This is a genomic window from Pseudomonas sp. MPB03 (genome assembly GCF_046605385.1).
Classification (GTDB): Bacteria; Pseudomonadota; Gammaproteobacteria; order Pseudomonadales; family Pseudomonadaceae; genus Aquipseudomonas; species Aquipseudomonas zanjanensis.
In genome coordinates this window covers 3,941,022-3,964,015 of record NZ_CP176770.1, presented here as the reverse complement: position 1 = coordinate 3,964,015, position 22,994 = coordinate 3,941,022, and the positions used below count along the sequence as shown (strand labels likewise).

Sequence of the window (22,994 nt, the reverse complement as noted above, 5' to 3'; positions counted from 1 at the left end):
CGATGGAGTCATGCGGGGCCGTCAATCCGGCCCCGTGATCGTCGGTCATGGTCAAGCCAATGCGCCCATGGATTCGGCGTTCCTGGCCCGGGCCAGGTCCATCCGCGACTGGATGCATTGACCCACTCGCTCGATGTGCGGCTCGCGCATCATGGTCAGATGGTCGCCCTCGACGGCGACGCGCTGCACGTGCGGCGCAATCGAACGCCAGCCGCGGTACGGGTCGCGGAAGGCGGTGCCCACCAATTCGTGGGGGGCTTGCAGCACATCGGGCAGTTCGACATCCGCCGCGAACAGCGTGATAGGCAAATCCAGTGGCGGGAAGCGATAGTCCAGCAGCCCTTGCCAGTTGGCATGGAACACGCGGAACAGTTGATCGAGCGTCGCCAAGGTGATGCTCGCGTCGAAAATGCCCTGGTCGATGCCGAGCTGCCGGATCGCCGCGAAGGCCTGGGGGTCGTCCAGGGCGGCGAAGTCCAAGGCGTGGTAGGCGTATTCCTTCTGGCCGTCGCCGCTGAGCAGTTCCCACATGAACCAGTTCATGAACTCGCTGCGTTCAATCTGCACCTCGCCCTGGCTGACGCGCACGATGGTGTCCAGCAGGAACACGTTATGCAGGCGCCGTCCGCGGCGCTGCAACTCGCTCGCCAGTTCATACGCCACGACGCCGCCATAGGACCAGCCACCAATGTTCAGGGGGCCTTGCGGCGCGACCTGCTCGATGGCGTCGGCGTAGTACACCGCCTGGGCCTGCACCGATTGCAAGGGTTCACGGGCATCCCAGGTACCCGGCGCTTGCAGGGCATACAGGTGGACTTGGTCCTTGAGCACCCGCGCCAGTGCGGCATAGCACAGCACATGTCCGCCGATGGGGTGGACGAGGAACAACGTCGGACGGCGCGTGGCATTCTTGAAGTCCACCAGCGCGCCGGCGCCAGGGTGTCCGGTTGCGGTCTGTTGCAGCACCTGGGCGAATTCGGCGATGGTCGGCGCCTGGATGAAGTCGGACAGGGAAGGCTCCAGGCCTTGATGCCTGGCGAGCATGGCCACCAGTTGTACCGCCTTGAGCGAATTGCCGCCCAGCTCGAAGAAGTTGTCGTGGATGCTGATGCTGTCCAGGTCCAACGTTTCCTGCCAGTAGGCTTGCAGCAGATCTTCCATGGTATTGCGCGGGCCGATGAACGGACGCTGCAAGGTGGTCTGGACCTCTATCTTCTGTAAACGCTGCCGGTCGATCTTGCCCGTGGGCCCGAGGGGCAGCTTCGTGATCTTGACCAGTGTGTTCGGCACCATGTAGTCGGGCAGTGCCAGGCGCATTTCCGCCTTGAGCTGGTCCAGGTCCGGCTCGCAGCCCGGCAGGGGCTGGACGAACCCCACCAGGTAACGGCTGCCATCGGTTGCCAGCTTGTCAATGACCGCCACCTGCTCGATGTCGGCCCTGAACCGGGCGGAACCGAGCATGGCCACTTCGATCTCGCCGAGCTCGACGCGGTAGCCACGAATCTTGACCTGGGCGTCGCTGCGGCCCTGGTACACCAGATCGCCGTCGGGCAGGTAGAAACCGATGTCGCCGGTTTCATACAAGCGTCGGGTCTGGCCTTCGAGCTGGCGATAAATAAAGCGTTCGTCGGTCAGGTCGGGGCGATTCCAGTAGCCATTGGCAAGGCCGGCCCCTTCGATGAACAGATCGCCCACCACCCCGACCGGGCACGGGTTGCCGGCCCCGTCGAGAACATGCATGCGCACGCCGTCGATGGGCGTGCCGATCGGCGGCATGCTCGGCCAGGTCGCGGCCGCGCCTTCAAGTCGCAGGCTCGTGACCACATGGGCCTCGGTCGGGCCATAGTGATTCTCGACATGGCAGTCGCCGAGGCGATCGATCAGGTCACGGATTTCGGCAGTGATTTTCAGCTGCTCGCCAGCCACATTGATCTGGCGTAGCGATGCCGGGTGGATACCGAGCTGCAGGGCAATCTCGGCCAGGCCCTGGAAAGCAACATAGGGCAGGAACAGGCGGTTGACCTGTTGTGCGTCAATAAACCTCAGCAAGCGGATGAAGTCATAGCGCAGCCCTTCGTCAATCATTACCAGCTCATGCCCGCTGGACAGGGTCGAGAAAATTTCCTGGAACGAAACGTCGAACGAAATGGGCGCGTACTGCAGCGTCTTCAGCGTATCGACATCCTGCGCCTGCTGGCGGTTTTGCCAGAGGATCATGTTGGTCAAGGCCCGGTGCGGCATGGCCACGCCTTTGGGGCGGCCGGTCGAGCCCGAGGTATAGAGCACGTAGGCGTTGTCTTCAGCCATGACGCCTGCGGCAATGGCGGCCACCCGTTGATGACTGCCGGCCAGGTTGTCGTCGAAGCCGGCGACCACGCTGTCCCAATGGCGCGTATCGGCCTGGCCGGCCAGGTTCATCGCCAGGCTCGCGGAGGCATCGGTGAACAGCACCAGTCGCGGTTGCGAGTCTTCGAGAATCAGTTGGATGCGTTCGTCCGGATAGCTCAGGTCGATCGGCACGTACGCGGCGCCGGCCTGCACGACACCGAGCAAGGCGACGATCAGGTCGGGCGAGCGCGGCATCATGATCGCGACCCGATCACCCTGGCCGATACCGTGCCGGTGCAGCCAGCCCGCCAGTTGAGCGCAAGCGTCCTGCAATTGACGATAGGACAGGCAGGCCTGGCCAAGGCTCACGGCAGTCTGCTCGCCATGCCGCGCGAAACTGTCCAGCAAGAGGCTCGACAGGTTGTCGTGGGGCAAGGCCGTCGTGGCCCTGGGCGTGGTTCGTTCGATGGGCGGCAGCCAGGCTGCAATGGTTGGTTTGGCCTCAGGGATGGCGATCATCAGTTCCAGCGTGCGAAGCAGGTAATCGGCATAGGCTTCGACCTGGCTCGTGGCGACACGGGCGGTGCGGTAGTCCATCTTCAACATCAGCGAACCGTTGGCCGGGTGGCGACCCAGGGTGGTCAGCAGGTCGTAGTTGCTCGCTTCCGTCGTTTCCCAATCGGTGAGGACCTCTTCGCCTTGGGCCAGCAGGTCCTTGAGCACATAGAAGTCGACGTAGTTGAACACCACGTTCAAGGCGACGTCGGTCTCGCGGTGAATCAACGCGAACGGGTAGCGCCGGTGGGGGAATACCTGTCGTTCCTGGGCAATCGTTGCCCGGATCAACGCCAGCCAGCTCGGGCCCTGGCTGCTGAAACGTACCGGCAGGGTATTGAGGAACAGGCCCAGGACCGAGGCGGCATCTTCGAATTCCGGCCGGCCATGGCTGATCACGCCACACAGCACTTCCTTTTGATTGGACATGATCGCCTGGGCGAAACCGTGGGCCGTCAGCAGGACCGCGCGCAAGGGCAGGTCCTGGGCCTGGCAGAACGCTTCGAGGCGGGCCAGGTCCGCGGCGGGCAGTTCACGGTAGGCCGAGCGGTGCGGCGTCGAGTCTGGCGCCACGGCATGAATCCAGCTGGTCATGGCGGCGGCGGGGGCCTCATGCAAGTATTCGCGCCAGAACCGGCGGTGGGTCTGCGTTGCCGTGGCCTCTTGCTCCAGGACCACGAAGTCTGCCGGCGTGGTGGTCAGGGCAGGCAGTGCGTCGGCGCCAGGCGCCGCGGTGTAGAGCGTGATCAGGTCGCGCATCAAGGTGGCGACGCTCCAACCGTCGAGAATCGCATGGTGGAAGCTGAAGACCAGATCGATCTCGTCCTGCCCGACGAACACACAGAACTGATACAGCGGTGCCCGATGCCAGTCTTCGCGGTAGCGCTTGCGTTCCTCCACATAGGCGGCAATGGCCTGGGCCCGGGCATCGGGACTCAGCGGGCGTACATCGATGACCTGCACGGGAGGCTCGACCGTCGCGTGCACCCGGGCCATGGGCACCTCGGCGTGACCGATATCGAACGACATGCGCAAGGCCGGATGACGGCGGATCAAGGCGGCGCAGGCCCGTTCCCAGGCCGGCGCATCCCAAGGCAGGCGCAAGCGGTAGCGGAAGATGTCGTGATAGATCGCCGAGTCCGGGTGCATCATCGAGTGATAAATCATCCCGACTTGCAGCTGCGAAGCGGCAAACACGTCATCGAACACGCCTTCACTGGCCAGGCGGATCGCTGCCGGGACCTGGGCGAAAGGCTTCACGTGGGTCAAGGGTTCGAGCCCGCTGGCTGATGTTTGCCCGGCCTGCAGGACCTCGGCCAACTGGGCAATGGTCGGGGACTGGTAAACCTGCGCCAGGGTCAACGCAACGCCTCGTTCACGGGCGTTGATCTGCAAGTGAATGACTTTCAGGGAGTCGCCACCGAGCATGAAGTAGTTGTCATGGATGCCCAGCGTCGAGCGCTTGAGGTTGTCCCGCCACAGCTCGGCGAGCATCTGCTCCAAGGCCGTGCGTGGCGCTGTCGTATCGCAGCCCTGGGTGGCGGAAGGCTCGGGGAGGGCCTTGCGGTCCAGCTTGCCGTTGACACTCAGCGGGAACTGTTCAAGCTCCATCAGATGCCTGGGCACCATGTAGTCGGGCACCCGTTGGCGCAAGGTTTCCTGCAGTGCTTGCGGGGAGGGCGAGCATCCAGGTTCGCTCACCCAATAGGCGTTGAGGTACGCGTCACCGGCCTCCTGGCGGGCGATCACGACCACATCCTTGACCCCTTCGCACGCAAGCAGGTGGGCTTCGATCTCGCCCAGTTCGATGCGCAGGCCGCGAATTTTCACCTGGAAATCGTTGCGTCCCAAGTATTCGAGGCTGCCATCGGGCAACCAACGCCCGAGGTCACCGGTCTTGTACAGCCGGGCCTGGGGCTCGCTGCGGAAGGGGTCGTGGATGAACCGCTCGGCCGTCAGTTCGGGACGGTTCAGGTAGCCCCGGGCGACGCCGATGCCACCGATGTGCAACTCGCCGGCCACCCCCGGCGGCAGTTGATGCAGGTTCCCATCAAGGACATGCATCTGGATATTCGCGATGGGCCGGCCGATCGGTACGATGCCGTCGTGCACATCGGGCCGGCAATGCCATGCCGTCACGTCGATGGCCGCTTCGGTGGGGCCATAAAGATTGTGCAACTGCACCCTCGGCAAGCATTCGAAAAAGCGCGTCTGCAAGGCATGGGGCAAGGCCTCGCCGCTGCACAGGACTTTCTGGAGCGCGGATAGGCGCCGGGGCTCCACCTGGTCGAGAAAGACCTGCAACATCGATGGGACAAAATGCAGCAGCGTGATGCCAGCGCTCGCCATGATGTCCATCAAGTAGCGCGGGTCCTTGTGCCCGTCGGGGGCGGCGACGATCAGTTGCGCGCCGCTGAGCAGCGGCAGGAAAAACTCCCAGACCGACACATCGAAACTGAACGGGGTCTTTTGCAGGATCCGACTGTGTTCATCGACGCCATAGGCATCGCGGGCCCAGAGCAAGCGATTGACCACCCCGTCATGCTGGTTCATCACGCCCTTGGGCAAACCGGTGGAGCCGGAGGTGTAGATGACGTAGGCCAGGTGCCGAGGCGTCAGCCCGAGCGCGGCGGCGTCAGGGTTGTGCGTCGGTTGTCGGGACAGTGCGTCAGGCTCGGCATCCAGGCACAACACGGGCACCGTCACGGCGGGCAGGCTGGCCAATAGGCCTTGGCTGGTGATCAGTGCACAGGGCGCGCTGTCGCTGAGCATATGGCTCAAGCGGTCGGCCGGATAACCTGGGTCCAGCGGCACGTAGGCGGCACCCGCCTTGAGAATGCCCAACAGGCCGACCACCATCTCCAGGCTGCGCTCCATGCAAATGGCCACGCGATCGTCGCGGCAAACACCGGTTTCCAGCAGGGCATGGGCCAGGCGGTTGGCCTGGCGATTCAACGCGTCATAGGTCAGCGCCTGGTCCGCGAAGCGCACCGCGATCGCGTCGGGGCGAGCGGCGACTTGGGCTTCGATCAATTGATGGAGCAGCACATCCTTGGTGTAGTCGACGTCGGTGCGATTCCATTCCTTGAGCAGTTGTCGCTCGGCGGGCGGCAGCGGGTCGAGGGCCATGACCGACACCTCGAAATCAGCGGCCACGCCTTCCAGGATGTTCATGAAGCGTTGCTGCAAGGCTTCGATCTGCGGCGCGTCGAAATACGCCTCGTTGTAGATGAAGTGCATCCACACATCGTCTTCCGGCGCGGATTCACGTACGTGCATCGCCAGCGGGATCTGTTCGTAGCCATTGCTGAGCTTGACTGGTTGTGCCGGCGCTGGCCCGTACCAGGTGTCCTGGTCCTGTTCGTACGACACCACCACGTCGAACAACTGGCGCCGGCCCAGGTTCTGCAAGCCGAGTTCGCGGTTGAGCTCGCTCAGCGGAAAGCGCTGGTAGCGATAATCCTGCTTGAGCGTCAGGGCAATCTTGCCGACCAGGTCGCTGAAACTCAGGTCGGTGCCCAGGCTCAGGCGGACCGGGCTCATGCCGACGAACAAGCCCATCGTGGCCTTGTGGGCGGCATTGGCGCGGTTGAGGATGGGCAGGCCGATGACGATTTCATCCCGTTGCTCGGTGCGCGCAAAGTAGCTGTACAGCACCCCCAGCATGACGTGGAAGACCGTCGCCTGGCCCATGGCCTTGGCGTTTTCGCCGAGGCGGTTGTAAAGCGCCCGCGGCAAGCGCCAGGCATGGTTCTGGCTGGGCGCCAGGCGCTGGCCGAATCGACCCGGCTGACGGGGTGCGAGCAGGGGCTCGGGCAGCGTGCGGTATTTCTCCAGCCAGTAGTGACGCTGGCGCTGGAACGAAACCGAGTCTTTGCTGGCGACTTGCTGCTCGACATAGACTTGATAGGTCGGTGCCGTTGTCGTGTTTTGTGCCTGGTCGTGCAGGGCGGTATAGGCCTGGCTGAGTGTTCGGCCAATCATGGCGAAGGACCAGCCATCGATGATCAAGTGGTGGCAATTGACGAAGCAGTAGTGGAGGTCTTCACGGACCTTGACCAGGTCCGCGCGCACCAGCAGCCCATCGTCAAAGGAAAACGGGGTCTGCAGCTTGGCCTGCAGCAAGGCCAATGCGCTGGCCTCCGGGTTGGCATGGGCCGACACGTCGTGCAGCCCCAGCGGGACGTCTACCGGCCCCAGGAAGCGTTGGCGCGGCAGAGGGTGCTCGGTCGAGCCAGGCACGAGTTGGATCCGCAGGGCATCGTGGCCGTTGACGACCTGGTTGAAGGCCGTCTGCAACAGCGCGGCGTCGACCGCCCCGTTGATACGGGCATAACCGCCAATGTTGTACAACGGGCTATCGGCGTGCAACACCTGGTCCAGCCAGATGTCCAGTTGCGGAGTGGTGAGGGGATACAGTACGCGCTCTGCGTTCGACGCGGGCAGGGTCTGGGGCATGGTGCTCTCCGTGGGCCGATCCGGTGGCCCGATGAAACGAATGAAAAAAGATGCCGTCAGGCCGTGATGCTGTTCACTCGAGAAAAGTGCTAATCCTGTGGCGAGGGGATTTATCCCCGCTGGGGCGCGAAGCGGCCCCCAACCCAGGCAACTCGGTGTGCCAGTAAGATCAAGGTTGTTGCTTTTGGGGCTGCTGCGCAGCCCAGCGGGGATAAATCCCCTCGCCACAGGCCACTCATCGACTCGTGATTACGCGACGCGATACGTGGCGGCTCTGCGGGCGACGGCCTCCACTTGCAGCGCTGCCGCTTCGCGAGCGCTGTCGCCAGGGGTCATCAGTTGGCTGTAGCGGTCGCAACTGGCGCGTACGTCATGACTGTTGAGCACCGTGTCCAGGGCCGTCGCCAATGACTCGGCGGAGGCCGGTGCGAAGACCTGCAAGCCGCACCCCAGGCGCTGCATTCGCGCTGCATTGTCGAAATGGTCATGGGCAAATGGCGTGACGATCTGTGGCACCCCGGCGGCGATTGCCAAGGCCGTGGTCCCGACGCCGCCGTGATGCACCAGGGCCGCTGTGTGGGGCAGGATGCGGCTCATGGGGACATAAGGCCTGACCAGGATCCTGCCGTCGCTGGACAAACTTGGGTCTACCGCCTGGCTGGTCAGGAACACGCCGCGGCGGTCGATCGACTTCAGCGCTTGAGCCGCAGCGGCGAAATACTGTGCGGCATTGACCGTCGTCGAACCCGGGGTAAACACCACCGGCGGGGCCTCGCTCAAAAAGTCCTCCAGCTCGGCGTCTGGCGCCTCGAAGCCGGACTCATCGAATAACGGGAACCCGGTGAGCACCGTCTGGGCAGGCCAGTCTTGTTGGATCGGGGCGAACCAGTCCGCAAACAATCCCAACACCCGGTCAGGCGAGGAAATCCACCGACTGATGATGCGCTTGACCGGAGATAAGCCCAATTCGCGGCGAAAGCTGTTGAGCTCTGGCTTCATGAGTCGATCGAGGACGGTGTGCTCGATGACCCCCAGCAGCAGGCGTCTCAAGGGATACGGTACGAAGGTTGGCAGGTTCGTTCCCGGTGGATGGACGGGGCGCGCAAGGGGCGACCAGATGGCGAACGGTGTGACCTGGCCCGTGACCAGCGGGATGCCGTGCCGTTCCTGGAGCAGGCGGGCGGAAAACGCCCACAACGAACCCAGCATGACGGTGTCGTCGTCGCACGCTTGTTCCAGTAGCCGATACTGTTCGCGCAACGTGCCGCCGACGGTTTTCCATAGGGTGGGCAATGACGTGCGCGGATGCCACAGCGCCGGGTCAGCCATGACGGCTTGATATTCCTCGCGGGTGCCCAGGGGCAGGAACTTGAAGCCGCAGCGCTCGATCACAGGCGCGAATACCGCGCTGGCGCAAAAGGTTATCCGATGCCCGCGCGCGGCGAGGGTGCGGCCGATCCCGATAAATGGGTGAACGTCACCGGCTGAGCCGATGGCCGTAATGATCACATGCATAAGGCTCCCTTTTAGAGTGATCGTGCGGTGGGTGACAGTCCTGACCGGCGGGCGATCGGACATCGCCTGTGGATTCCATCCACAGAAACGATTCAGCTTGAGGGGTTATTTAAGCGGTTGCAGGTAGGAAACGTCTGTAGCGGAAAACGGGGACATTCCAGCCCGCAGATCAGGGGGTGAAACCTTGTGGGAGCGAGCTTGCTCGCGAAGCGGTGGTTCAGCTTGCAACGATGCTGAATGTGCCGCCGTCATCGCGAGCAAGCTCGCTCCCACAAGGGGGTTGTGGTGAATGCAAAACTCATCAGCGCCCCAGATTCCCTGTGGGAGCGAGCTTGCTCGCGAAAGCGGTGGTTCAGCTTGCAACGATGCTGAATGTGCCGCCGTCATCGCGAGCAAGCTCGCTCCCACAAGGGGCTTGCGGTGAATGCAAAACTCATCAACGCCCCAGATTCCCTGTGGGAGCGAGCTTGCTCGCGATGACGGTGGCGGGGTGGGTCGGCCTCCACATCCTGGGCTGCCCAGCGGATCGCTCGCGGGACAGCCCAAGGTGGTCTATGACGTGGTAATGGTTTTCAAAGCCTGGGAAATCGCCTCGCCCAACCGGGCCACATGGGGCGCCTTGACCAGTGTGTTGTGGTTGCCGGGCAGGGCCGTCACGCTCACCCGATCCTGCAACAACCCACGCCAGCCCAGGGTCGGGTCGCTGCGTTCCTGCTCACTCGCGGTGAACAACGACACCTTGAGTGGGCTGGGCGGGCTGACGTAGGCGCCGATGGCCAGGCGTGTGGCATAGGCGACGCCCAGGTGAGTGCGCAGCAGGGCGGCGTCGATGTCATCGGGCAACTCCTCCGGCAGCAGGCGATGGGTCATGCACAGCGCCAGCATCGCCTCGATGGCGGCGTGTTCCGCCAGCGCCGTCAATTGCTGGAGCAGATCAGGGTCGATGCCCTCGGGCAGCCAAGCCATCAGGAACTGCGCTTCGCTGATCGCTGGTTCGGGCACTGGATCCGGACGGGCCGACGCATCGATGATGCCAAGGAACTCCACGCCCTCGCCACCGGCCTGGAGTTGACGCGCCATTTCATAGGCGATCAGGCCCCCGGCCGACCAACCGGCGATCCGGTACGGACCTTGTGGCTGGACCTGACGGATGGCCGTCAGGTAACGCGTTGCAATGGCCGGTACATCGGACAGCGGTGCCTCGCCCGCCACCAACCCACTGGCTGCCAAGCCATAGACCGGTACCTGGGGATCGAGCACCGGCGCCAGGTCCCGCGCATATTGCACTTCACCCCCCAGCGGATGGACCAGATACAGCGGCCGTTGGGAACCGGTACGGCGGATCGGCACCAGATTGCGCTGGGCTCCGGGGCGGGCCTGGCCGTCGAGGGTCCGGGCGAAACCGGCAATGGTCGGCTCGACGAACAGGTCGCGCACGGCGATCGGTTTACCCAGGACTTTGCGCAGGCGAGAGGCCATTTGCACCGCCATCAGCGAAATGCCGCCGAGACTGAAGAAGTCATCGTGGCGGCTGATCCGCTCCTGTTTGAACAGGTCCCGCCAGAGGGCCGCGATGGCGGTCTCGGTGTCGCCCTGGGGCGCTTCGTAAGGCAGCGGCGCAGGGCCGTCTTCAGCGGTGACGGGCTGGACGACGGCATTGGCCGAGCGCTCCAGCGCCGGCGTGCTCTCCAACAACTGGCCGATGGATTGTTGTGCGTCGGTCACCAGGTTTTCCAGGACCTTGGCAAACAATCCGGCGATATTCTGCACGGTGGCAATGTCGAACAGGTCGTTGGCGTATTGCAGGCTGCCACCGATGCGCTCGCCATTGTCGATCAGCGACAGCGACAGGTCGAACTGCGTGGTGTTGTGGGGGCTCGCCAGGGTTTGCACCGCAAGCCCAGGCAATTGCAACGGTGCCGGTGGCGTGTTGTCCAGGCTCAACATCACCTGGAACAACGGGCTGTGGCTCATGCTGCGCGTCGGTTGCAGGGCGCTCACCACCTGTTCGAAAGGCAGGTCCTGGTGATTGTAGGCGGCCAGGGTCAGGTCCTTGATTCGCACCAGCAGTTCGTCGACGCGAGTGTCTTGCTCGGTGGTGACTCTCAACGCCAGGGTGTTGGCGAAGAAACCGATCAACGTCTCCAGCTCCGGACGCTGACGGTTGGCCACCGGTGTGCCGACCACCACGTCGCGTTGGCCGCTCAGATGGCTCATCAACACCGACCAACCGGCCAGCAATACCATGAACAGCGTGGTGCCCTGGGCTTGGCTGAACGCGCGCAGATCGGCACTGAGCGAGGGTGAGAATGCGCAACTGACGATACCGCCAGCATAACTTTGTATCGTTGGGCGCGATCGATCCAGCGGTAGGTTCAACAGCGCGGGGGCACCTTCCAGATGTTGCCGCCAGAAGTCGATTTGCGCCTGTAGCGCCGCGCCTTCAAGGGACTGTCGCTGCCAGGCGACGTAGTCCACGTATTGCAGCGGCAGGGGCGGTAACGGATCCTTCAGGCCCTGGGTAAATGCGCTGTAGAGGACACTGACCTCACGGGCCAGCACGCTGTTGGACCAGCCATCGGAAACGATGTGGTGCAAGGTGATGAACAGCACGTGTTCCTCATCCGCCAATTGCACCAGGCGGCCGCGCATCAGTGGCCCGAGGGTCAAGTCAAACAACTGCGTAGCGTTGATCCGGCCGAGGTGCTCCAGCGTGGCCTTCTGTTCATCGGGTGCAATCGCGCGCAGATCCTGCTGTTCCAACTGGAAGCCGTGGTCGGCGGGTGCGATTTTCTGCAACGGTTCGCCGTCCACCAGTTCGAACCGGGTACGCAGGGTTTCGTGACGCGCCACCAGGCGATCGAGGGTTGCTTGCAGCGCCGCTGTGTCCAACGCTCCATTCAAGCGCAAGGCCAGTGGCAGGTGATAAGCGGCCCCTGCCGCGTGATCCAGGTGATCAAGGAACCACAACCGCTGCTGGGAGAAGGACAGCGGGAGTCGGCCTGAGCGATTGGCCAACGGAATTGACGTCGCCTCGGTTGTCGATGCGCCCTGGACCAGGGCGGCGAGGCCTCGCACGGTCGGCGCGTCGAACAGTTCACGCAGGGTAACCCGCGCGCCCAGTTTGCGGCGCAGTCGCGACAGCAATTGCACCGCCAGCAGCGAGTGGCCGCCGAGTTCGAGGAAGCCGTCATGGCGGCCGACCTGATCCAGGTGCAGCAAACCTTTCCAGATCTCGGCAATGGCGATTTCGGTGTCGCCCTGGGGCGCCTCGTAGGTTTTGCTGGCCAGCGAATCCTGGCCGGGGGCCGGCAGGGCGCGACGGTCGAGCTTGCCGTTGGCGGTCAGGGGCAGGGCATCGAGGTGGACGAAGGCGCTGGGCACCATGTACTCCGGCAGGCCGCTCAACAACGCGCTGCGCAGTTGCTCGGCCGGGACCGGTTCGCCGCAGACATAGGCGACCAGTCGCTTGCTGTCCGAATCGCCTTGGCTGTCCTCTCGTGCGATCACCACGGCCTCGCGGATACCCGGGTAGGCCACCAGGGCGTTTTCAATCTCCCCCAACTCGATGCGGAACCCACGGATCTTCACCTGGAAGTCATTGCGCCCCAGGTATTCCAGCGTGCCGTCGGCCAGCCAACGACCGAGGTCGCCGGTCTTGTATAGCCGTGCGTTCGGCTCGCTGCTGAACGGGTCGGCCACGAAGCGCTCGGCGCTCAGCGCTGGACGGTTAAGGTAACCCCGGGCCACGCCGGCGCCGCCGATGTGCAGTTCACCGGCCACGCCCAGGGGCGTCGGTTCGCCGCGGGCATCGAGCACGTGCACCTGGACGTTGGCAATCGGCCGGCCAATGCTCGGACGTTCGCCGAGGTCGCGGATCAGGTCGATGGTGGCGTCCACCGTGCATTCGGTGGGGCCGTACATGTTGTAGAAACGGATGCTCGGACAGTCGCGCAGTTTCGTCCAGGTCGCGGCGTTGATGGCCTCGCCACCGAGCAGCACGCTCACCGGCTGGTAGCTGCTGCGTTCCAGCAGGCCGGCGGCGAGCAGGGTGTCGAGCTGCGATGGCGTGGAATCGAAGGCGTGCACCTGATGTTGTTCGAGGAAGTCCAGCAACTCGTGGCCGCTGGCGCGGATCAGTTGCGGGATGATCACCAGCCGGTGGCCGGAGAACAGTTGCGAGATGCCCTTGATCGACATGTCGAAGAAGAACCCGGCGTTCAGGGCCACGGTGGCCGGGCTCGGGCAATGCTGGTGGGTGGTGCGGGTCAGCACCTGCCAGAAGTTGAACACCGAACGGTGCTCGACCATCACGCCCTTGGACTGGCCGGTGGAACCGGAGGTGTAGATCACATAGGCCAGGTGATCGGCTGTCAGGCCCGCTATCTGCGGGTTGACGTCAAAACCAGCGTCATCCGCCGCGTGCAGCGACTCACGGATATCGAGCCACAGCAGGGGCAGATCGCCGGAGGGCAAGGACAAGGCCGACTGGGTCAACAGCGCCCGAGGCTGGCTGTCCTGCAGCATGAAGGCCACGCGCTCGGCGGGATGGGCCGGGTCGATGGGCACGTAGGCGGCGCCGGCCTTGAGCACGCCGAGCAGGCCGACGATCATGTCCAGGCTGCGCTCGGCACAGACGGCCACGCGCTGGTCGGGTTCGATGCCGAGGGCGAGCAACTGGCGGGCCAGGTGGTTGGCGCGGCGATTGAGCTGGCGATAGGTCAGTTGTTGCTGTTCGCAAACCAGGGCCACGGCGTCGGGGTTGGCCTGGACCTGGGTTTCGAACAGGTGATGGATCGGTTGCGCGGTGCCGAAGTCGCTGGCGCTGCGGTTGAAGTCTCCCAGGAGTAACTGCCGCTCGCTGGCGGGCACCACGTCCAGCTGGCTGGCGAGGCGTTCCGGGGCGTGTTCAAGGGCTTCGACCAAGGCGGTCACGGCCTGGGCGAGGTAGGCGGCGATGCGTTGCGGGTCGATGCCGGTGATGGATTGGGCGGTCAGGGAGAACCCGCTGCCCACATTCGCCACGGCAATCTCGATGGGGTAATTGGTGCGGGTTTCGGAGGCGATGAAGTGCATGCCTTCGTGGTCGCCCATGTCTTCGGCGATTTCCCCGGATGCGTTCACCAAGTCGCCATGGCGGCAGTTGAGAATCACCGTGAACAGCGGCAGCGAGGCATCCACCGCGCTGCAACGCTGGGCCAGGGCCAGGGACGCCTGTTCGTGGGTCAGCAGTTCACTGAGTTGCTGGTAGGCGTCGCGGACAATGTCGCTGACGGAGTTTTGCTGCAGGCGAATGCGCATCGGCAGGGTGTTGATGAACATCCCCAATGCGTGGTCGGCACCGGCGGTGCCTTGGGAGCGGCCCGACAGCACCGTGCCGAAAATCCCGTCGTCGCGTCCGCTGGTTGCCGCCACCACCAGGCCCCAGGCCGCATGGAACAGCACGGATGTCGGGACCCCTTGAGCACGTGCCGTTCGATACACCTGGGCGCTGAGGTCGTCGCTCAAGTGCTTCACGGCACGCTTGATTCCCGCACCGTTGCCCCTGACATCCAGCACGCCGTAAGGCGCGGTGGTGGCGTCGACATCGGCCAGCAAGCGGCGGAAATAGGTTTCGTGATCGGCCTGGGAAACGCAGGCGGCCTGGGCGATGAAGTTACGGTAAGGCTGGGAGGGCGGCAGGCTGTTGGCCTGGCCGGCCAGGATCGCCTGAATTTCCAGCATGATCAGGCGCAAGGTGACGTTATCGCTGACCAGGTGATGGTCGAGCAACGCCAGCAGCCATTGTGCCTGGGGCTCGTCGTAGATGATGTACGCCGCGATCAGCGGAGCCCGTTGCAAGTCGAGTCGCAGGTGATGGGTGTCGGTATGGTCCCGGAGGGTCTGCATGGCGTCTTCGCCGGGGAAGACGTCCAGGGTCACGACCGGCAGTTGCGCCTGGCGATGCACGACTTGCACCGGTTGCGGCAGGCCGTGCCAGCGCAGGGCGGTGCGCAGGATGTCATGGCGGTCAATGACCACTTGCACGGCAGCGAGGAAGTCGTCGAGCACCTTGCGACGGCTGAATGTCACCACGGTGCGCATCAGGTAGGCGTCGCCTTCGGACTGCAACAAGTGGTGGAACAGGATACCTTCCTGCAACGATGACAGCGGGTAGATGTCTTGCACATTGCCGGCGCCACCGGGGACGTCGGCAACGATCTGCTCGATTTCCCCCTGGCTGAGGGTCACCAGCGGCAGCATCTGCGGCTCGATGGTCGTGCAGTCGGCGGGGATCAGGTTCGCCGGGATCACGTGTTGGGTGTTGCTGCCACCGGCGAGGACGGCGGCCATGGCCTTGAGTGTCGGCGCGGAGAAGACCGTGCGCACATCAAGTTGCAGGCCGGCCTGCCGCAAGCGCTCGATCAGGCTGATGACCAGGAACGAGTGGCCGCCGAGTTCGAAAAAGTGATCCTGGCGACCCACTTGCTCAACCCCGAGCAACGTCTGCCAGGCGTTGGCCAGCGTCGTCTCGATATCCCCCAGTGGTGCTTCATAGTGCTGGCTCGCGGCGGCAGACAAGTCCGGTACCGGCAGGGCGGCGCGGTCGAGCTTGCCGTTGGTGGTCAGGGGCCAGGCGGCCAGGGCCACGAAAGCACTGGGCACCATATGCTCGGCCAGCACGTTTGCCAGTTGGCTGCGCAAGGCCGAAGACTCAAGGACCGCTCCTTCATGAGCGATCAGGTACGCCACCAGGCGTTTGTCGCCGGGCTGGTCTTCGCGCACGATCACCAACGCTTCGCGAACTTCGGCACATTTGAGCAGTTGCGCTTCGATTTCCCCGAGCTCGATGCGGAAGCCGCGGATCTTGATCTGCGAGTCGTTGCGCCCGACGTAGACCACGCCGCCATCGGCGCGGTAGCGAGCGATGTCGCCGGTGCGGTACAACCTTGCGCCGGACTCAAAGGCGTAGGGGTCGCTGATGAACCGTTCGGCATTGAGCGCCTCGCGGTTCAGGTAATGCCGGGCCACGCCCGCGCCGCCGATGTAGATTTCGCCATTGACGCCCACCGGCACCGGTTGCTGGTACTCGTCGAGAATGCGCAGGCACAGGTCGGGCAGTGGCGGGCCGATCAGGCTGGGCGCGCCGCTGTCGATTTCCAGCTGGCCGATCGGGTAGTAAGTGGCGTGCACGGTGATTTCGGTGATGCCGTACATGTTCACCAGACGGGTGCGCGACAGCGCCGTGCGTGCGGTCCAGGGGCGCAGGCTGCGGAAGTCCAGGGCCTCGCCGCCGAAGATCACTTCGCGCAGGGCGTGTTCCTGGTCGCTGCGCCCGCGGGCTTCAATGAACTGGCGGAAGGCGCTCGGCGTCTGGTTCAGGATCGTGACGTGCTGCTGGCAGACCAGCGCATAGAAGTCATCGGGCGAACGGGCGACGTCGCTCGGGACGATCACCAGCTTGCCGCCATAGCTCAGCGCGCCCCAGATTTCCCAGACCGAGAAGTCAAAGGCAAACGAGTGGAACAGCGTCCATACGTCGTTGTGGTCGAAGTCGAACAACCCGGCGGTGGCGTCGAACAGCCGGGCGACATTGCCGTGTTCCACCAGCACGCCCTTGGGCAGCCCGGTGGACCCCGAGGTGTAGATGACGTAGGCCAGGTGCCGTGGCGTCAGGCCCAGGGCGCCGGCCTCGAGGTTGTAGTCCAGGGACTCGTCCGCCAGGTCGTCTTCGGCGACGTAATCCTTGAGGTTGACCACCGGCACGGCGTGTTCGGGCAACACGTCGAGGCAGTCAGGCTGGGCCAGCAAGGCGACCGGGGTGCTGTCGGCCAGCAGGTAGCCGAGGCGTTCGCTGGGGTAGGCTGGATCCAGCGGCACGTAGGCGGCACCGGCCTTGAGCACGGCGAGCACCGCGCAGACCATTTCCACTCCGCGCCGGGCCAGGATCGCCACGCGGTCATCGGGACGCACGCCTTGGGCGAGCAGTTCACGGGCGATGCGGTTGGCGCGGCGATTGAGTGCCCGGTAACTCAGTTCGCGTTCGCCCAGGACCAGGGCGGTGGCTTGGGGCTGTGCGGCGGCGAGCTGTTCGAAGCGCTGATGGATCAGCAGTTGCGTGGCGAAGGTGGCGGTGGGCGGCAGGGCTGCCGGGGAGGCCTGGCGCTGTGCCGGGCTGAGCAGCGGCAAGGCGAGCACCGGTTGAGTGGCATCCTCGACCATGGCTTCCAGCAAAGTCTGGAAGTGTTGGGCAAAGCGTTCCACGGTGCCAGGGTCGAACAGGTCGCTGGCGTATTCGATGACGCCGGCCAGCGCGCCACCGTCATTGCCCAGGGTCAGCATCAGGTCGAACTGCGAGGTTTCATGCGCCTGGGCCACCGGGACCAGGGTCAGGCCGGGCAGGCTCAGCTCAACGCCGCCAGGGGTATTGTTCAGCGATAGAGCGACCTGGCACAGCGGGTTGTGGCTCAGGGAGCGCGGTGGCTGCAAGGCTTCGATGACTTGTTCGAAAGGAATGTCCTGATGCTCGTGGGCCGCCAGGGTGGTTTGCTTGATCTGCTCCAGCAGTTGCGCCACGCTCGGGTTTTGCCCAAGGTCTACCCGCAAGGCCAGGGTGTTGACGAAGAAACCGATCAGGTTTTCGGTTTCGGTGCGGCCACGGTTGGCCGTCGGTACGCCGATCACTACGTCCGATTCGTTACCCAGGCGTGCCATGAGGACCGACCAGGCCCCGAGTAACGCCATGAACAGGGTGACGTTGTGCGCCTGGCAAAAGTGTTCCAGGCGTTCACGCAGCGCCGGGGCGATATTCACCTTGACGTCGCCACCCCGGTAGCTTTGTACCGCGGGACGCGGGCGATCGTAGGGCAAGGACAGCAGCGATGGCGCCCCGCCAAGGTGCTCACGCCAGAAGTCGGCCTGCTGGCCCAGGCGCTCGTCGTGGAGGATCTGGCGCTGCCAGGCGGCGTAGTCGGCATATTGAATCGACAGCGCCGGCAGCGGATCGTCCTGGTGTTGACTGAAAGCCTGGTAAAGCGCAGCGAACTCCTTGACCAAGACCCCCACCGACCAACCGTCGGAGATGATGTGGTGCTGGGTGATGAGCAGCATGTGTTCGTCTTCGGCCAGGCGCAGCAGGCGCCCGCGAATCAACGGTCCCTGGCGTAGATCGAACGGTGCCGCGGCCTCGCTGTTGCCGATGCGTGATGCGCTGAGACTGGCCTGCTCGTAAGGCAGGCTACGCAAATCCTGCTCGGCCAACGCAAAGCCGCAGTCCGCGGGGGCAATGACTTGCACCGGTTGTTCGCCATGCCGTTCGAAGGTCGTACGCAGGCTTTCGTGACGTGCCACCAAACGGTCGAGGACTGCCTTGAGCACGTCACGGTCAAGATTGCCGCGCAGCAGCAAGGACGCGGGCATGTGGTAAGCGGTGCTGGCGCTGGCATCGAGTTGGTCGAGGAACCACAGGCGTTGCTGGGAAAAGGACAGCGCCAGCGGCGCGTTGCGGTCGGCGACGCCAATGGTCTCGGTGCTGACGGCTTGCACGTCGCCGACGACCCGGGCCAGTTCCTCCACGGTGGGATGGCTGAACAGTTCGCGCAGCATCAGTTCCCCGCCCAACTGCTGTCGCACCCGGGAAACCAGTTGCGCGGCCAGCAGCGAGTGCCCGCCCAACTCAAAGAAACTGTCACTGCGGCCCACGCGTTCCAGGCCCAGCAGCTCCTGGAAAATCTGCGCCAGGGCCATTTCGGTGGCACCTTCGGGCGCGGCATAACCGCGCTCGGACATGGCATCCAGGTCCGGCGCCGGCAGCGCGTCCTGGTCCAGCTTGCCGTTGGCGGTGAGCGGGTAGGCGTGCAGGCTGACAAAGGCACTCGGGATCATGTAGTCGGGCAGGGTCGCCCCCAACTGCTTGCGCAATGCCGCCACTTGCAGCACCGCGCCCGCCCGAGGGATCAGGTAGGCGATCAGGCGCTTGCCCTGGCTCGCGTCCTCGCGGGCCAATACCCGCGCTTCACGCACATCGTCACAGGCCAGCAGCTTGGCTTCGATCTCCCCCAGTTCGATGCGGAAACCGCGAATCTTCACCTGGGCGTCGATCCGGCCCAGGTGAACGATTTCGCCGCTGTCCAGCAGCTTGCCCAGGTCCCCGGAGCGATACAGCCGCTCGCCAGGCCGGAACGGGTCGGCAATGAAACGCTCGGCGCTCAAGGCCGGACGGTTCAGGTAACCACGACCGACCCCCAGCCCGCCGACGCAAATTTCACCGGCCACACCCACCGGCAGCAGCCGTTGATGGGCATCGAGCACGTAGGCCACGGTAGTCGGGATCGGCCGCCCGACATTCGAGATGCCGGCAGCGATGTCCGCCGCGCCAATGGCCTTGTAGGTCACGTGCACGCAGGTTTCGGTGATGCCGTACATGTTCACCAGCGCCACATGCCCGAAGGCGCGGTGGAAGGCGTCGAGCTTGCCCAGTTCCAGGCTCTCGCCACCGAAGATCACGTAGCGCAAGCGTTCCAGGCGCACCTGTGGCGTCGAGAGGGCGGCGGCACTGAGTTGCAGGAACGCCGACGGCGTCTGGTTCAGCACCGTCACTTGCTCGCTTTCAAGGAAACCCAGCAGCTCCACTGGATCACGGCGCAGGGCCTCGGGCACCAGGCTCAGGCGCGCGCCGTAGAGCAGGGCACCGAAGATTTCCCAGACCGAGAAATCGAAGGCATTGGAGTGGAACAACGACCAGACATCGTCGGCGCTGAACTGGAAGTCCAGCCGATTGTTGTGCAGCAGGCGCACGACGTTGCGGTGTTCGAGCAGGGCACCCTTGGGTTCTCCGGTGGAACCCGAGGTATAGATCACGTAGCAGAGGTGGTCCGCCGCGCTGAGGTTGGGCAGGTTGGCGGCGCTAACGCCGCTGTCCGTGGCCGTATCGAAGACTTCAATGCCAAGGGCCTGCAACGCCGGGCACATGTCCTGGTGGGCGATGGCCTTGCCTGCGCCGCTGTCGCGCAGCACATAGGCAATGCGCTCCTGGGGCGAACTCGGGTCGATAGGCACGTAGGCACCACCGGCCTTGAGCACCGCCAGGGTGGCGACGATCATCTGCACCGAGCGCTCCAGGGCGATGGCCACCAGCTCCTGGGGCTGCACGCCGGCCGCCCGCAGGCGACGGGCGAGGCGGTTGGCCTGTTCGTTGAGCTGTCGATAGCTCAGCCGCTCCTGGCCCAGATTGACGGCGATGCGTTCCGGGTATTGGCGCGCCTGTTCCTCGAAAATCTGATGCAAGGTCAGGGTGTCGGGCCAGGCCGCTTCGCTGTCGTTGAAATCCAGGACCTGTCGCTGGCGTTCGGCGGCATCCAGCAGCGGGACGTCGTCGACACGCTGCTGCGAATCCTCGACGAAGGCTTCCAACAGGCGCACGTAATGGCGCATCAGTTGCTGGATGAACGCCGCGTCGAAGAACTCCGCGTTGTACACCAGATGCCCGGCCCAATGTGACTCATCGGCCGTGATCAGCAGGTGCAGGTCGTTCTTGCCGTAACCCAGGTTGGTTTCCAGGGTATTGACCGCCAGGCCCGCCACCAGCGTGTTCTGGTCGCTGGTGCGCTGGAAATTGAAGAGCACATCGAACAGCGCCGTGCGGCTCATGTCCTTGGCCGGATTTAGGGCCAGCACCAGTTGGTCAAACTGCATGTGCCGGTGCCGCAGGCCCTGGGTCAGGTTGTTGGCGGTCTGTTCCCAGAGCTGTTGCAAGGTCGTGTTGCTGTCGCACTGGCCGCGCATGACTAGCAGATTGTCCAGCGGCCCGACGACATCCCGCAGGGCCGGTTCACGGCAGGCGGCCGTGGTGCCGATCACCAGTTCATCGTGGCCGGCGTAGCGGCGCAACAAGGCGGTGAATGCGCTCAGGGCCAGGCTGTCGCTGCTCACGCCGACTTCCCGGGCCAGGGCTTCAAGGCGTCGTACCAGCGCCGGTTCGAGGGTGAAACTGTGGGTGGCTTCGGCAAACACATGCACCGCCGCCCGGGGTCGATTCAGTGGCAGTTCCAGGGCTTGCAGCTTGCCGCGCAGTTGATAGGCCCAGTAGGCCCGCAGGTTTTCCAACACGGTGGCCGGCAGGTTGCGTTGCCAGGCGGCAAAGTCGCCATAGCCCAACGACAACGCAGGCAAATCGGCGCTGCGTTCGGCGCAGGCAGCTTCATAAAGGGCCAGCAGATCGCGCTTGAGCAGTTGCATGGCGCTGCGGTCGGCCAGCAGATGGTGCACGGCGATGGCCAGGATCGCGTGCCGATCGCTGGCTTGGACCAGGCTGGCACGCACCAGGCTGCCGCCGTCCATGTTCAACGGGCGACGGGTCGCGGCCAGGGCTTGGTCCGCCAGGTCGTGGGGGTTGCCCTGGATCCGTTCGAGCGCCAGGGTGGCCGGGCCATCGAATTGCTGCCAGGCCCTGCTACCGTTGTTCGACACCCGGCAGCGCAGGATGTCGTGGCGGGCCAGCAAGCCGTCGAGGGCGGTTTGCAGGGCGGGTTGATTGAGCTCGCCCGTCAGTTCCAGCAGCAACGCAATGTTGTGGTAGACCGGGTTGGCTTCGTACAGGTAGCCGGTTTCGAAGGTGTCGACGAACCAGAGTCGTTCCTGATGGTAAGACAGCGAGAGCGGCCCCGGCGCAGGCGTCAATGCGCTGACCTCGGGCAATGCCAGGGGCGGGTCCAGTTCCAGCGCGCCGATGCGCGTATGCGCCGCTTCGGTGAAACAGCGCAGCAGGCGCTCGAAGCGCGCCGCGAGGCGTTCGATGGTGGTGGCGTCGAACAGCGCGGTGGAATACGACAGGCTGCAGGACAGGCATGGGCCGCCTTCGTCGATGTGCAGGGACAGATCGTGCTGGGCACTGCCCTTGCGCGAAGGCAGGAACTCCAAGTCCAGGCCCGGCAGTTGCAACTGGCCGCCGCCGTCCCCGGCATTGGTATAGAGAATGGTCTGGAACACCGGGCTGAAGCTGGCGCTACGCGGTGGCTTGAGGGCTTCGACGACTTGTTCGAACGGCGTGTCCTGTCGGGTCGATGACTCCAGCATCAGGTGCTTGACTTGCTGCAGCACCTCCTCGAGGCTCGGATTGGCGTCCAGGCGGATGCGCAGGGCCAAGGTATTGACGAAAAAGCCGATCAGCGACTGCACATCCAAGCGATCACGGTTGGCGGCGACGGTGCCGATCACCAGGTCCTGCTGGCCGCTGATCCGCGCCAGCAATACCGCCCAAGCGGCCATCAACGTCATGAACGGGGTGGCGGCGTGGGACTGGGCGAACTGGACGATGGCGCTGGACAGCGGCGCGGGCAACTCGAACTTCAGGGTTTCGCCGCGGTAGCTCTGCACCGCCGGCCGTGGCCGATCAGTGGGGAACGAGAGCAGGGCGGGGGCGCCGGCCAGGTGGCTGCGCCAGAACTCCACTTGCTGGTCCAGGCGTTCGCCATTGAGGTGCTGGCGTTGCCAGGCTGCATAGTCGGCATATTGCAGGGTCAGCGGCGGCAGCGGGTCGGGCTGCCCGGCGCTGAACGCCTGATACAACGTGGCGAATTCCTTGACGAGTATGCCGATGGACCAACCGTCAGAGATGATGTGATGCTGGGTGATCAGCAGAATGTGCTCATCATCGGCCAGGCGTAACAGGTTGCCGCGAATCAGCGGGCCCAGCAGCAGGTCGAACGGCTGCGCGGCTTCGTCCTCGGTCAGGCGTGCCGCCTGCTGTTCGGCCTGGTCCCGGGGCAGGTTTCGCAGGTCGTGCTCCACCAGACGGAAGCCGCAATCCGCCGGGGCGATGACTTGCACCGGGTGTTCGCCTTCGCGGCGGAAGGTGGTGCGCAAGCTTTCATGCCGTGCCACCAGGCGGTCCAGGGCTGCCTGGAGAGCGGCCTGGTCAAGGGCGCCATGCAGCAACAACGAGGCTGGTATGTGATAGGCAACGCTGGCGGTCGGGTCCAACTGGTCGAGGAACCAAAGTCGCTGCTGGGCGAACGACAGCGCCAGCGGAGCGTCGCGATCGACGCGGGCCATGTCGTCGGCAACGGTTTCGATGACCCGTGTCGCGCCGCGTTGCTTGAGCAGTCGCAGCAGTGCGGCACGTTTCAACTGGTCGAGACTATCGTTATGTTCGTTCAATT

Annotated in this window: 3 protein-coding genes; all 3 read right to left on the bottom strand. The window is 64.4% G+C overall.

Features of this window, described 5'->3' with window-relative positions; all coding sequences use genetic code 11:
• Positions 1 to 51: 51 nt before the first annotated feature.
• Positions 52 to 7,341: an amino acid adenylation domain-containing protein gene (locus ACLH0I_RS16945; RefSeq protein WP_411384849.1), complete on the bottom strand. Its 7,290-nt coding sequence runs from the start codon at positions 7,339 to 7,341 to the stop codon at positions 52 to 54.
• A 249-nt stretch (positions 7,342 to 7,590) separates the two neighbouring features.
• Positions 7,591 to 8,856, bottom strand: a complete 1,266-nt coding sequence (locus tag ACLH0I_RS16940; RefSeq protein WP_411384848.1) for a glycosyltransferase — start codon at positions 8,854 to 8,856, stop codon at positions 7,591 to 7,593.
• Positions 8,857 to 9,408: 552 nt separating this feature from the next.
• The gene (locus ACLH0I_RS16935) at positions 9,409 to 22,992 is read right to left on the bottom strand and encodes an amino acid adenylation domain-containing protein (RefSeq protein ID WP_411384847.1); all 13,584 of its coding nucleotides are present in this window, start codon (positions 22,990 to 22,992) and stop codon (positions 9,409 to 9,411) included.
• Positions 22,993 to 22,994 lie beyond the last annotated feature (2 nt).

Bases quoted from the DNA above. Each gene is read 5' to 3' on its own strand.
- ACLH0I_RS16945 (WP_411384849.1), bottom strand. From the start codon at position 7,341: ATGCCCCAGACCCTGCCCGCGTCGAACGCAGAGCGCGTACTGTATCCC.
- ACLH0I_RS16940 (WP_411384848.1), bottom strand. From the start codon at position 8,856: ATGCATGTGATCATTACGGCCATCGGCTCAGCCGGTGACGTTCACCCA.